General features: G+C 64.4%; 9 protein-coding genes. 5 read left to right on the forward strand and 4 right to left on the reverse strand.

All coding sequences use genetic code 11. From position 1 onward, the window contains the following. Positions 1 to 215: 215 nt before the first annotated feature. Positions 216 to 1,463: a tyrosine-type recombinase/integrase gene (locus ACZBJS_RS13730; RefSeq protein ID WP_463438803.1), complete on the reverse strand. Its 1,248-nt coding sequence runs from the start codon at positions 1,461 to 1,463 to the stop codon at positions 216 to 218. 274 nt (positions 1,464 to 1,737) lie between these two features. Here ACZBJS_RS13730 and glmS point away from each other — a divergent pair, with 274 nt between their 5' ends. Together glmS and ACZBJS_RS13740 are read left to right on the forward strand one after the other, a co-directional pair. Further along, positions 1,738 to 3,564, forward strand: a complete 1,827-nt coding sequence (gene glmS, locus ACZBJS_RS13735) for a glutamine--fructose-6-phosphate transaminase (isomerizing) (protein WP_057018713.1) — start codon at positions 1,738 to 1,740, stop codon at positions 3,562 to 3,564. A 95-nt stretch (positions 3,565 to 3,659) separates the two neighbouring features. Then, positions 3,660 to 4,460, forward strand: coding sequence for a DUF502 domain-containing protein (locus tag ACZBJS_RS13740; RefSeq protein ID WP_057018726.1), 801 nt, complete (start codon positions 3,660 to 3,662; stop codon positions 4,458 to 4,460). Between the two features lie 127 nt (positions 4,461 to 4,587). On the opposite strand, the gene ACZBJS_RS13745 is transcribed toward ACZBJS_RS13740, so the two are convergent. Both ACZBJS_RS13745 and recG read right to left on the reverse strand, forming a co-directional pair. Further along, the gene (locus ACZBJS_RS13745) at positions 4,588 to 4,875 is read right to left on the reverse strand and encodes a GIY-YIG nuclease family protein (protein WP_057018725.1); all 288 of its coding nucleotides are present in this window, start codon (positions 4,873 to 4,875) and stop codon (positions 4,588 to 4,590) included. A gap of 144 nt (positions 4,876 to 5,019) precedes the next feature. Beyond that, positions 5,020 to 7,128 (reverse strand): ATP-dependent DNA helicase RecG, encoded by a 2,109-nt coding sequence (gene recG, locus ACZBJS_RS13750; protein WP_316397766.1) that lies wholly within the window; start codon positions 7,126 to 7,128, stop codon positions 5,020 to 5,022. Between the two features lie 250 nt (positions 7,129 to 7,378). Between recG and ACZBJS_RS13755 the strand changes: the two genes are divergently transcribed. Together ACZBJS_RS13755 and mfd are read left to right on the forward strand one after the other, a co-directional pair. After that, complete coding sequence (locus ACZBJS_RS13755; RefSeq protein WP_076828908.1) at positions 7,379 to 7,669, forward strand: FAD assembly factor SdhE; 291 nt, start codon at positions 7,379 to 7,381, stop codon at positions 7,667 to 7,669. Next, positions 7,666 to 11,184, forward strand: coding sequence for a transcription-repair coupling factor (gene mfd / locus ACZBJS_RS13760; RefSeq protein WP_229190566.1), 3,519 nt, complete (start codon positions 7,666 to 7,668; stop codon positions 11,182 to 11,184). The genes ACZBJS_RS13755 and mfd overlap by 4 nt, the downstream gene beginning before the upstream one ends. 25 nt (positions 11,185 to 11,209) lie before the next feature. Here mfd and ACZBJS_RS13765 read toward each other — a convergent pair whose 3' ends face one another. Beyond that, positions 11,210 to 12,115 (reverse strand): LysR family transcriptional regulator, encoded by a 906-nt coding sequence (locus tag ACZBJS_RS13765; protein ID WP_076828905.1) that lies wholly within the window; start codon positions 12,113 to 12,115, stop codon positions 11,210 to 11,212. Positions 12,116 to 12,305: 190 nt separating this feature from the next. Between ACZBJS_RS13765 and ACZBJS_RS13770 the strand changes: the two genes are divergently transcribed. Then, positions 12,306 to 13,082: an amino acid ABC transporter ATP-binding protein gene (locus ACZBJS_RS13770; protein WP_038386315.1), complete on the forward strand. Its 777-nt coding sequence runs from the start codon at positions 12,306 to 12,308 to the stop codon at positions 13,080 to 13,082. The last annotated feature ends 14 nt before the right edge of the window (positions 13,083 to 13,096 follow it).

Below are 13,096 nucleotides of genomic sequence, written 5' to 3' on the forward strand. Positions count from 1 at the left end.
AGCAGTTCCGACGTGTCGCAACCCGCTTCGAAAAAACGGCCCGGAATTACCGGGCCGTCGTCACTCTCGCTGCCATTGTTCTATGGATGCGCTAGTGTCCACACCACCTAGAGCGCCGAATGCTGCTGAAATAACGTGGTTGGAGTGCGTTTCCGGGGACGGGAGGGGTCCCACATAGGGGACATCCGAAACCGCTCCATGCTCGACGTCCGGAATCAGTTCTGACGACTACGTTTCGTCTTCAACGGGACGACGTTTGCAGGGGGAGGATTGACGAGGTTCGAGACGTGTTGATTGAGGGCCGCAACTGCGTTCGCGATTTCCGGAAGGAAGTCATAATGCGAGTATGTTCGCGAAACCTTCGATCCGACAGCGTGGCCGATGGCGTGCTCCTTGACCTCAAACGGGATTGCGGGTTGCAACTGGTCCAGGATCGTCCGGAACGTTCGCCGCAAGTCGTGCGTGACGAACGGGCGCATATGCGGCAGCTGCTCCCGCATTTTCTTCTGCAGTAGCTCCGTCATCTGGCCCCATGCGTTGAAAGGACCCTTGCCGCGGTCTGCCGCAAACACGTACGGACATTTATGGATGCGTGGTTGGGCTTCCACGATGTCCAGGGCGAGAGGAGGGAGCTTGATCTCCGCCGGATGTCCCTTTGCGCCCTCAACAACGGGAAGATGCCAGACTCCGGCGCGCAAGTGCTCCCGCCGGAGTGTGTTGGCTTTCTCTCGTCGCTGGCCTGTCAGGAGCAGCACGCGACACAACGCGCCGAATGTACCCATTTCCGCAGTCACGCGCCAGAAGACGACGATTTCCTCGTTCGTGAGCACACGCGTTCTAGCTCGCTTGTCGTATTTGCTCATGCCCTTGATGACCGGGCTGACGTAGTTTTCGGTCGGATCGAGGTTGAGCGCGTAGTAGTTCGCCATGGTCCGAAAGATCGTCAGGATCGCGTCTCGCATTGACGGGCTATCGATTGTGTCGTCGAGATGCTTGACGAGAGCCGCGCGGCGCACGAGCGCAAACTCTTGGTCCTTGAAGGCCGGTATGAGATGTTTTCGAATACGCTGCTCCATGACGTCGCCCGTGAGCAGTCCGCCTTCCTTGATGTGCTTCTCGATGAACGTTTCGGCGACGTCCTGAAACAAGGAGGGAATGTCCGCGGCCATGGCCTTCTGAGGATCGCGGAGGAAGTCAATCGCTGCGTCGCGGGCCTGCGTGATCCCCATGACGGGATATCGGCCCAGCTTTGTGATGCGCGTCTGCCCGTTGGACAGGTACCACATGACGCGCCACGTCATGCTGCCTTCCGGATTAATGCGCAAGATCAAGCCCCGGACTCGATCATCGTAGTAGTCTTTCGCGACGATTACCGGAGCGCCGTCTTGGCCCGTCTTTGTGCCGGGCTCGAGTTTGTCGATCCTGCTGTCAGTGAAATTGATGCGCTTGATGGAACGGGACATTGTGGGGAACGCAAATAATTGTTGAGTGTAAGTAGAGTGGAACGCGTTGACAGGCAGTGCCCGTCAATGACAGTCAGTATATCTGAAAATCGAGAAAATGATAGTAAAAACATCGACTTAACTGCTGTCTTTCGCAGTCCTTGACAGGGGTTAGCAAGTTAAGGGAATGACAATCGGCAATAATTATTGAGTATCTTGCGGCCGGCGATTCCCGTTAAGGGACCGTGTCGCCGCTTTGGCAAATTTTCGGCGATTTTTGGGGACATTGAACCGCATGTGCGGCATCGTCGGCATTCTTGGACGCGCTCCGGTCGCGGAGCAATTGGTGGATTCGCTCAAGCGGCTCGAATATCGCGGCTATGATTCCGCGGGTGTCGCCACGCTGGAGAATGGCGGCCTGGCGCGGCGCCGCGCCGAAGGCAAGCTGAAGAATCTCGAGGCCCGGCTCGAGGCCAAGCCGCTCGGCGGCCATACCGGCATCGGCCACACCCGCTGGGCCACGCACGGGCGGCCGACCGAGAACAACGCGCACCCGCACGCCACCGAGCGCGTCGCCGTGGTGCATAACGGCATCATAGAGAATTTCCGCGAGCTGCGCGAGGAACTCGAGGCCAAGGGCGCGGCGTTCTCGACCGAGACCGACACCGAGGTCGTGGTGCATCTGGTCGACAATCTGCTGAAGGGCGGCGTCAAGCCGATCGAGGCGGTGAGGGCGGTGCTGTCGCAGCTGCGCGGCGCGTTCGCGCTCGGCTTCATCTTCGCCGGCGAGGATGACCTGATGATCGGCGCCCGCAACGGCCCGCCGCTCGCGGTCGGCCATGGCGAAGGCGAGATGTTTCTCGGGTCCGACGCGATCGCGCTCGGGCCGTTCACCGATACGATCAGCTATCTCGAGGACGGCGATTGGGTGGTGCTGAATCGCAAGGGCGCCACGATCTTCGACAAGGACAACGCCATCGTCCACCGCGAGGCGATCAAGCACACGACGGCAACGGCGCTGGTCGACAAGGCGAACTACCGCCACTTCATGGCGAAGGAGATCCACGAGCAGCCCGAAGTGGTCGGGCACACGCTGGCGCGCTATGTCGACATGGCGACCGAGCGCGTCACCATGCCGGTGAAGCTGCCGTTCGACTTCAAGGATATCCAGCGCGTCTCGGTCACCGCCTGCGGCACCGCGAGCTATGCCGGCTTCGTCGCGAAATACTGGCTGGAGCGGCTGGCACGGCTACCGGTCGAGCTCGATGTCGCCTCCGAATTCCGCTACCGCGAGGCACCGCTGCGCAAGGGCGATCTTGCGATCTTCATCTCGCAATCGGGCGAGACCGCCGACACGCTGGCGGCGCTGCGCTACGCCAAGGCGCAGGGTGCGCACACGCTCTCGGTCGTCAACGTGCCGACCTCGACGATCGCGCGCGAGAGCGAGACCGTGCTGCAGACGCTCGCCGGTCCCGAGATCGGGGTCGCTTCGACCAAGGCGTTCACCTGCCAGCTGATGGTGCTGGCCTCGCTCGCGGTCGCCGCCGGCAAGGCGCGCGGCGAGCTGTCCGATGCCGACGAGGCCAAGCTGGTGCATGGCCTGGTCGAGATCCCGCGCCTGATGTCGGAAGCGCTGACCACCGAAGTGCAGATCGAGAAGCTGGCGCGCGAGATCTCGAAGTCGCGCGACGTGCTCTATCTCGGCCGCGGCACCAGCTATCCGCTGGCGCTGGAGGGCGCACTGAAGCTGAAGGAAATCTCCTACATCCATGCCGAGGGCTACGCCGCCGGCGAGCTCAAGCACGGGCCGATCGCGCTGATCGACGAGCACATGCCGGTCGTGGTGATCGCGCCCTACGACAAGGTGTTCGAGAAGACCGTCTCCAACATGCAGGAGGTCGCCGCCCGCGGCGGCAAGATCATCCTGATGACTGACGCCAAGGGCGCGGCGGAGGCGACCATCCAGTCGCTGGTGACGATCGTGATGCCGGACATGGGGGCGACCTTCGCGCCGATGGTCTACGCCGTTCCGGTGCAGCTGCTCGCCTATCATACCGCTGTCGTGATGGGCACCGATGTCGACCAGCCGCGGAATCTGGCCAAATCGGTCACGGTCGAATAGTCGCAAGCCGCAGCTTCACGCGGCCCTTCAAAAATGCGACAGAATGGCTTAGCTGGGTGGTGGACTACGGCCGCTTCGACGACCCTGGAACCGCAATGACCTCCAACCAAGTGCCTCCCGCCTCGACCGGTGAATTGCCCCCGGATGCCCCGCGCGGGCTGATGGCGCGGTTTCGCAACTATTTCCTGACCGGCCTGGTGGTGGCCGGACCGGTTGCGATCACCCTGTATCTGACCTGGTGGTTCGTGAACTGGGTCGACAATCTGGTCCGGCCGTTCGTGCCCACGGCCTACCGGCCGGAAACCTATCTGCCGTTCGGGCTGCCGGGTTCCGGCCTGATCGTCGCGGTCATCGCGCTGACGCTGCTCGGCTTCCTCACCGCCAATCTGATCGGGCGAACCCTGGTCGATCTCGGCGAACGGCTGCTTGGCCGCATCCCTGCGGTGCGCGCGATCTATCGTGGCCTCAAGCAGGTGTTCGAAACGCTGTTCTCCGGCAACGGCTCGAGCTTTCGCCGCGTCGGCCTCGTCGAGTTTCCCTCGCCCGGCATGTGGTCGATCGTGCTGATCTCGCAGGCGCCGAGCGCCGAACTTGCCGCTAGCCTGCCCGGAGCGGAAGAGCACATCTCGGTGTTCCTGCCGTGCGCGCCGAACCCGACCACCGGCTTCTTCTTCTACGTGCCGAAGAGCAAGATCATCGAGATCGAAATGAGCACCGAGGATGCCGCGACGCTGATCATGTCCGCCGGTGTGGTGCAGCCCGGCGGCACCGCCGATCAGAAGCGCGCCGCGGCGCTCGCCGGCATGGCCAATGCTGCGCGCATTGCGAGCCAGGCTTCGACCAACCAGGCCTCGCTGCAGCCGGCAACTCAGCCCGCGCCGGCCAAGGTCGAATAAGAGGCCCAACTCCATCCTCGTCATTGCGAGGAGCGAAGCGACGAAGCAATCCATGATTCCACATATGCGGACCGATGGATTGCTTCGCTACGCTCGCAATGACGGCGGGAAGGGGCGATGAGCACACCTAGATCAGCGTCTCGTAGAGGTCGTTCCAATCTGGATTCAGCGCCTCGATCAGCGCAATCTTCTTCGCGCGGCTGCCGGCCTTGATCTGCTTCTCACGAGTGATCGCGTTGTACATGGTTTTGTGCAATTCGTACCAGACCAAAATCTTGCAGCCATATTTGGCCGAGAAGCCCTTCACCAATCCCTCGCGATGCTCAAACGCACGCTTGGGCGGATTTGCGGTAACGCCCGTGTAAGCGGTGCCGTGACGCTTGTTGGCGAAGATGTAGACGCATGGTTGTTTCATGATGTCCCCCAGCCGCAAGTATATACCGTCATTGCGAGGAGCGGAGCGACGAAGTAATCCACGCTTCCGCATATGCGGAACGATGGATTGCTTCGCTGCGCTCGCAATGACGATGGGTAGAGCGCTCGCTGACGGGGCTGGCCGCTACCCCGCGCCGATCAGCGGCACGGCTTCGTCGCGTTCGTAGAGGTAGAGCAGGACGCGCAGCGCTTCGCCGCGTTCGCCCTTCAGCTTCGGGTTGTCCTTCATGATCCGCAGCGCCTCGTCGCGGGCCTGGGTGATGAGCTGGCCGTGCACTTCGGAGCGCGCGATGCGGTAGCCGGGCAGGCCGCTCTGGCGGATGCCGAGCACATCGCCTTCGCCGCGCAGCTTCAGATCCTCCTCGGCGATCCGGAATCCATCCGTCGTCTCGCGGATCACTTTCAACCGCGCCTTCGACATCTCGCCGAGCGGCTCCTTGTAGAGCAGCAGGCAGGTCGAGGCCTCCGAGCCGCGGCCAATGCGCCCGCGCAATTGATGCAGCTGCGCAAGCCCGAAACGTTCGGCGTTCTCGATCACCATGATGGTCGCCGCGGGCACGTCGACGCCGACCTCGACCACCGTGGTCGCGACCAGGAGGCCGATCTCGTGCGCGGCGAATTGCGTCATCACGCGGTCCTTCTCGGTGCCCTTCATCTGGCCGTGCACGAGACCGACGCGATCGCCGAACCGCTTCTGCAGGCTCTCGAAACGTTCGGTCGCGTTGGTGAGATGCTCGGTGCCCTCGGCCTCGGATTCATCGACCAGCGGGCAGATCCAGTAGACCAGCTTGCCGGCGCCGAGCGCGCGGCCGACGCCGTCCATGACGTCCTCGATCCGGCTCATCGGCACCGCGCGGGTGTCGATCGGCTGGCGGCCGGCGGGCTTTTCGCGCAGCTCCGAGACGTCCATGTCGCCAAAGTATGTGAGCACCAGCGTGCGCGGGATCGGGGTGGCGCTCAGCACCAGCACGTCGACGGCCTCGCCCTTGGAGGTCAGCGCGAGCCGTTCGCGGACGCCGAAGCGATGCTGCTCGTCGACCACGGCAAGCGCCAGCGCCTTGTAGATCACGTCGTCCTGGATCAGTGCGTGGGTGCCGACCAACAGATCGATCTCGCCGGCCTCGAGCTGTGCCAGCAGCTCGCGGCGCTCTTTGCCTTTCTCGCGGCCGGTGAGGATCGCAACCCGTAGGCCAGCGCTCTCGGCGAGCGGTGCGATGGTCTTGATGTGCTGGCGCGCCAGGATTTCGGTCGGCGCCATCAGCGCGGCCTGCTTGCCGGCTTCCGCAACCGCGGCGGCAGCCAGCAGCGCCACCACGGTTTTGCCGGAACCGACATCGCCCTGCACGAGGCGCAGCATCCGCACCGGCTGCTGCAGGTCCGCGATGATTGCCGCGACCGCCTCTTGCTGCGACCTGGTCAGCGCATAGGGCAGGGCACCGATGATCTTCCGGCGCAGATGACCATCGCCGGCGTTGCGCACACCGCTGGGGCGTCGCAGCGTGGCGCGGATCAGGGCGAGCGCGAGCTGGCCGGCCAGCAGCTCGTCGAATGCGAGACGTGACCAGAACGGACCGTCGGGCAGGATATCGGTCAGCTCGACCGGCACATGCACGCGGGTCAGCGCCTCCCTGATCGGCGGGAAGTTGCAGCGGCGCAGCACCTCGGGGCTGATCCACTCCGGCAGCTCGGGCAGCCTGGTCAGCGCCTGCGCGATGGCGCGGCGGAGCGAGCCGATCGCAAGCCCCTCGGTCAGCGGATAGACCGGATCGATGCCGGACAGTTTTGCAAAGCCCGCTTCATCGACGACGCGATCGGGATGCACGATCTGCGGGATGCCGTCATACATCGCCAGCGTGCCGGAGACGTAGCGCTTCTCGCCGACCGGCAGCAGCTTCTCGACATAGCCGGGCTGGGCACGGAAGAAGGTCAGCACGACGTCGCCGGTGTCGTCGCTGGCATAGACAAGGTAGGGCGCGCGCGAATTGCGCGGCGGCGGCGGGCGATGGCGGTCGACGGTGACCTCGAGCGTCACCATGGTTCCGACCGCGGCGTCGCGGATCTTCGGCCGGGCGCGGCGGTCGATCACGCTCGCCGGCAGATGCAGCAGCAGGTCAACCAGCCGCGGCGTCTCGCTGCGGTCGAGCAGATAGCGCAGCAGCTTGTCCTGCTTCGGGCCGACCCCTTGCAGGGTCGTGACCTGGGCAAACAGCGGATTGAGCAGGGCTGGGCGCATCGACGAATCCAAGACCGTTTCACACCGTCATGCCCGGCCTTGTGCCGGGCATCCACGTCTTTTTTTGGAGCTGATGTCGGCCGGTCCCGTCTACGCCAAGGCTTCGACGGGCGCGCAAGCCCGGCAATGACGGCATGCGCCCAGGGAAACCCCAAAACGCGGCGAATGAGGGCTGACATCGGCCATCGCCATGGCTATATCAAGCCCGCCCGGCACGTCCGGGCTTTTGGCGTTGGATGGATTTTGGGACATGACGGGATCGACACGATCGAGCAGCGGGCTCGATGACCGCCGCAAGCGGCTTTTGTTTCGCTGCTGGCACCGCGGCACCCGGGAGATGGACCTGATCCTCGGCCGCTTCGCCGACGCGACCATTGGCGAGCTGTCCGATCACGAGCTCAGCGAGCTCGAGCATTTGATCGAGGTCCCGGATCCCGACCTCTATGCGGCGCTGACCGGCGACAAGGTGCTGCCGTCCGAATATGCCACCGCGCTGTTTGCCCGCATCAAGGCGTTCCGGGTCGCGGATCCCAGCGCATGAAACAGCCGATGAAATCACCGGCCGCGATGCTCGCGCCCGGCCGGGTGCTGACCATCGCCAACGTCGCCGAGGGCGCCGAAGGGCTCGTCATCTCCGACCTGGCGCGCGCGATCGCGGCGCAGCCGAAGCGGCCGGCGGTCAGCCTTGCCGTGGTGTGCCGTGACGGCACGCGGATGCAGCAGCTCGCCCGCGCGCTGGAGTTCTTTGCGCCCGATATCGCCGTGATGCAGGTTCCGGCCTGGGACTGCCAGCCCTACGACCGCGTCTCGCCGCATTCCGGCATTTTGGCGCAACGGCTCACCGCTTTGGCCAAGTTGTCGCGGCTGGTCGGCAGCGACAAGCCGCTGATCGTGCTCACCACGGTGAATGCGGCCGTGCAGCGGGTCCCGGCGCGCGATCAGGTCGCAGCGCAAGCGCTGTCGGTTGCGCCAGGCAATGTGGTGCCGATGGATTCGGTCGTGGCCTGGCTCGAGCACAATGGCTACACCCGCTCGTCCACGGTGCGCGAGCCCGGCGAATATGCCGTGCGCGGCGGCATCCTCGATCTGTTTCCGGCCGGCCTCGACCAGCCGGTGCGCTTCGACTTCTTCGGCGACAGCCTGGAATCGATCCGCACCTTCGATGCCGAGACCCAGCGCACGCTGCTCGACATGCGCGGGCTCGATCTCGTGCCGGTGTCGGAATTCCAGCTCACGACCGAGACCATCCGGCGCTTCCGCATGGGCTATGTCGCCGCGTTCGGCGCGCCGGGGCGCGACGATCAGCTCTATGAAGCGGTCTCGGAAGGGCGGCGTCACCCCGGCATGGAGCATTGGCTGCCGCTGTTCCAGGAGCGGATGGACACGCTGTTCGATTATCTCGACGGCGCGACGGTCGCGATCGAGCCGCAGGGCGAGGACGCGGCGCGCGAACGCTTCTCGCAGATCGTTGACTACTATGACGCGCGGCGCGAGGCGCTGGAGCATCCGGGCAGCGGCGCGGTCTATAAGCCGCTGCCGCCGGACCAGCTCTATCTGACCGAGGCCGAATGGACCAAGCTGCTCGGCGATGCGCCGCTGGCGCGGCTGACGCCGTTCGCGGTGCCCGAAGGCACGCCCGACGTGTTCGACGCCGGCGCGCGGCAGGGCCGCAACTTCGCCCCCGAACGCGCCGACAGCAATGTCAACGTGTTCGAGGCCGTGGTCGGCCATGTCGGCGCGCTGCAGTCACAGCGCAAGAAGGTGGTGATCGCGTTGTGGAGCGAGGGCTCGCGCGACCGCATGGGCGCGATGCTGCGCGACCACAAGCTTCTGAACACGACCAGCGTCAACACCTGGCGGATCGTGCAGGCGACGCCGCGCAACGAAACCATGCTGGCGGTGCTCGGCATGGAATCCGGCTTCGAGACCGACGAGTTCGCCGTCATCAGCGAGCAGGACATTCTCGGCGACCGCCTGGTGCGGCCGCGCAAGGCGAGCCGCAAGCTCGACAATTTCATCTCGGAGGTGACGAGCCTTGCAACCGGCGATCTCGTGGTCCATGTCGAGCACGGCATCGGCCGCTTCGTCGGGCTGCAGACGCTCGAAGTCTCCGGCGCGCCGCATGACTGTCTCGAGCTGCATTATGCCGCCGAGACAAAACTGTTCCTGCCGGTCGAGAACATCGAGCTGTTGTCGCGCTACGGCTCCGACAGCGCCAATGTCGAGCTCGATCGTCTCGGCGGCGGCGGCTGGCAGGCGCGCAAGGCCAAGTTGAAGAACCGGATCCGCGAGATCGCGGGCGAGTTGATCAAGATCGCGGCCGAGCGGCAGCTGCACGAGGCGCCGAAATTCCCGCTGCAGCCGCACGTCTATGACGAGTTCTGCGCGCGCTTCCCGTATGAGGAGACCGAGGATCAGTTAGGGGCCATCACCTCGACCTTGAAGGACCTCGAGATCGGCCGTCCGATGGACCGGCTGATTTGTGGCGACGTCGGCTTCGGCAAGACCGAAGTGGCGCTGCGCGCGGCGTTCGCCGTGGCGCTGGAGGGCAGGCAGGTCGCGGTGGTGGTGCCGACCACGCTGCTGGCGCGTCAGCACTCGCGGACTTTCACCGAGCGCTTCAAAGGTTTCCCGGTCAATGTGGCGCAGGCGTCGCGGCTGGTGTCGACCAAGGAGCTCAACCAGGTCAAGAAGGGGCTCACCGACGGCAGCGTCGACATCGTCGTCGGCACCCACGCGCTGCTCGGCAAGGCGATCAAGTTCAAGGATCTGGGCCTCCTGATCGTCGACGAGGAGCAGCACTTCGGCGTCAGCCACAAGGAGCGGCTGAAGCAGTTGCGCGCCCAGGTCCACGTGCTGACGCTGTCGGCAACCCCGATCCCGCGCACGCTGCAACTGGCGCTGACCGGCGTCCGGGAGCTCTCGATCATTGCGTCGCCGCCGGTCGATCGTCTTGCGGTGCGCACCTTCGTCGCGCCGCATGATCCCCTGATGATCCGCGAGGCGCTGCTGCGCGAACGCTACCGTGGCGGGCAGGCGTTCTACGTCGTGCCGCGGATCGAAGACCTCGCCGGCGTCAAGGATTTCCTCGACAAGAACGTGCCGGAGATGAAGGTCGCGGTCGCCCACGGCCAGATGCCGCCGACCGTGATCGAGGACATCATGTCCGCGTTCTACGACGGCAAGTACGACATCCTGCTGTCGACCACGATCGTCGAGTCCGGTCTCGACATCCCGAACGCCAATACGCTGATCGTGCACCGCGCCGACATGTTCGGCCTCGCCCAGCTCTACCAGCTGCGCGGCCGCGTCGGCCGCTCCAAGCTGCGCGCCTATGCGCTGTTCACGCTGCCGGCACAGCAGAAGATCACGGCGCAGGCGGAGCGGCGGCTCAAGGTGCTGCAGTCGCTCGAGACGCTGGGCGCCGGCTTCCAGCTCGCCTCGCACGACCTCGACATCCGCGGCGCCGGCAATCTGCTCGGCGAAGAGCAATCCGGCCACATCAAGGAAGTCGGCTTCGAGCTGTACCAGTCGATGCTGGAGGAGGCGATCGTCAACCTCAAGGCCGGCGTCGCCGAGCCGGCCGCCGACCGCTGGTCGCCGCAGATCACGATCGGCATGCCGGTCCTTATCCCCGAGGACTATGTCAACGACCTCAGCGTGCGGCTGTCGCTGTATCGCCGGCTCGCCGATCTCGACACCGACGAGGACATCGACGCCTTCGCCGCCGAAATGCGCGACCGCTTCGGCGTGCTGCCGGACGAGGTGCGCTATCTGTTCAAGGTCGCGGCGATCAAGGCCTATTGCCGAAGGGCCAATGTCGGGAAGGTCGACGCCGGCCCGAAGGGCGCCGTGATCGCATTCCGCGACAACAGCTTTGCCCATCCGGAGCGGCTGGTGAGCTTCATCCGCCAGCACGGCCAGGCCGCCAAGGTGCGGCCCGACATGAAGGTGGTGTTCTTCCAGGAATGGGATACTCCGGAAGAGCGGCTCGCCGGCACCACCGAGATCCTGCGCCAGCTCGCCAACCTCGCCGAGAGCAAGAAGGCGGCTTAACACGCGGTCCGACGCAGGCCTCGGCTCAGGATCGGATCAAATAGGGCGCAACGTGGTCGTCGAGCAGTTTCAGGAACTGCTCGGCGAGAACGCTGAGTTCGCCGATCGTCGGCTTCAGGACTCCGACCTCGTAGTGGATCGCCGGCGCGAAGGGGCGGACGACGAGCTTGCTCGCTCCGCTGGTTCGCCTGAGCGTTTCGGACGCGCTGAGCGCGTCGACGAGGCAGACACCCGCGCCATCGATGACGAGGTTGAGCGCGACGGCAAAGAATTCACACTCGATCGCCGGATGAAACGGCGTACCGCTGGCTTCGAAGGCGCGAGATACCGCGGCATAGGTCGATCGGCTCTGCGAGGTAATGATCAGATCATGTCGCTCGAGAAGATCGGGAGTGACGACTTTCCGGTCAGCCAGTGCATGCGTTGCAGGCATCACGCAGTCCAGGGACATTCGGTAGCGCCGCAATACGACATTGGTGCGGTCGAACGGCGGCTCGGCGACTCCGAAGTCGAATGCACGTGCCGACACCAGGCTCCGGACATTCTCGGAGCTTCGGGTCAGGAGCCTGATCGTTGTTGACGGGCGCTCGCGCTGGAAGCGGCTGACGACGCCCGGAAGCCAGACTATCCCAGGTCCCGGACTCGCGATCGTCAGAACGCCGCGCTTGCCTGCGGAGATTCCGGCAGCGGCGTCCTCCAGTTCGGCAAACCCGGCGAGCGCCCGGATCGCTTCATTGTGCAACAGATGCGCCTCCGGCGTAGGCACGATATGGCGGCTCTCCCGGCGAAACAGCGCAAACCCGACATCTGCCTCCAGCCGTTTCAAGGCCGCACTCACAGCCGGCTGCGATACCCCGAGTGCACGCGCGGCCTCGGTTGCCGATCGATGCTGCATAACAGCATGAAAAATCTCAACAAGACGCCGATCCATAACTAATATCTATATATCGTTTCGATGTCGCTCGTGGTATGAGCATGAAGGGAAACGCCAATAATACAAGGAATTTTCGCACACCACGCCGGCGAAATTCCAAATAATGTTACCGCAATCTGAGCGTGACGAGCATTGGCATTATATTTGCTTATGTTTAGAGATGAAGTCGTCTGGAGGGTCTGCGGGGATGAACACAAGCCACGCATCGTGCGCCGCGTCGGTCCTGGCCGCCGAAGCGGTGGTCAAACGCTTCGGCGCCCACACCGTTCTGAACGGCGTGGATCTTGCGCTGGGCACCGGGCAGTCGACCTGCATCATCGGTCCAAGCGGCTCAGGCAAGACGACCCTTCTGCGATGCATGGCGCTGCTGGAGGCTCCTTCCGACGGGCGCGTCGTGATGGAGGGGGCGACGGTCTCGCAGGCCCGGCCATCGTCCGATGTGCGGCTCGCTGCCCGCAAGGTGCGGCCGGAAATCGGAATGGTGTTCCAGCAGTTCAATCTGTGGCCGCACATGACGGTGCTGGGAAACATCATCGAGGCCCCGATGCGCGTGCGCGGGGTCAGCCGGGATGAGGCGGTCGTCACGGCCGAACGGCTGCTTCAGAAGGTCGGCATGGAGGCGAAGCGCGATGCCTATCCGGCCAGGCTGTCCGGAGGCCAGCAACAACGCGTCGCGATCGCCCGGGCGCTTGCCATGCAGCCGAAGATACTCCTGTTCGACGAGCCGACGTCGGCTCTCGATCCCGAACTTCGCCGCGAGGTGCTGCAGGTCATGCGCACGCTCGCGCTCGAAGGCATGACGATGCTCGTGGTGACGCACGAGATGGGTTTCGCCCGCCGCGTGGCGAGCCATGTCGTGTTCATGGACGAGGGGATGATCGTTGAGCACGGCACGCCGGCCGCCTTTTTCGAACGGCCGACAACCGAGCGCGCCAAGCGCTTTCTCAATCAGTTTGACGAGTGATCACTGCACGACAG

This window comes from Bradyrhizobium sp. KZN70725 (genome assembly GCF_055264925.1).

Bases quoted from the DNA above. Each gene is read 5' to 3' on its own strand.
- mfd (WP_229190566.1), top strand. From the start codon at position 7,666: ATGAAACAGCCGATGAAATCACCGGCCGCGATGCTCGCGCCCGGCCGG.
- ACZBJS_RS13730 (WP_463438803.1), bottom strand. From the start codon at position 1,463: ATGTCCCGTTCCATCAAGCGCATCAATTTCACTGACAGCAGGATCGAC.
- ACZBJS_RS13755 (WP_076828908.1), top strand. From the start codon at position 7,379: ATGACGGGATCGACACGATCGAGCAGCGGGCTCGATGACCGCCGCAAG.
- ACZBJS_RS13765 (WP_076828905.1), bottom strand. From the start codon at position 12,115: ATGGATCGGCGTCTTGTTGAGATTTTTCATGCTGTTATGCAGCATCGA.
- recG (WP_316397766.1), bottom strand. From the start codon at position 7,128: ATGCGCCCAGCCCTGCTCAATCCGCTGTTTGCCCAGGTCACGACCCTG.
- ACZBJS_RS13740 (WP_057018726.1), top strand. From the start codon at position 3,660: ATGACCTCCAACCAAGTGCCTCCCGCCTCGACCGGTGAATTGCCCCCG.
- ACZBJS_RS13745 (WP_057018725.1), bottom strand. From the start codon at position 4,875: ATGAAACAACCATGCGTCTACATCTTCGCCAACAAGCGTCACGGCACC.
- glmS (WP_057018713.1), top strand. From the start codon at position 1,738: ATGTGCGGCATCGTCGGCATTCTTGGACGCGCTCCGGTCGCGGAGCAA.
- ACZBJS_RS13770 (WP_038386315.1), top strand. From the start codon at position 12,306: ATGAACACAAGCCACGCATCGTGCGCCGCGTCGGTCCTGGCCGCCGAA.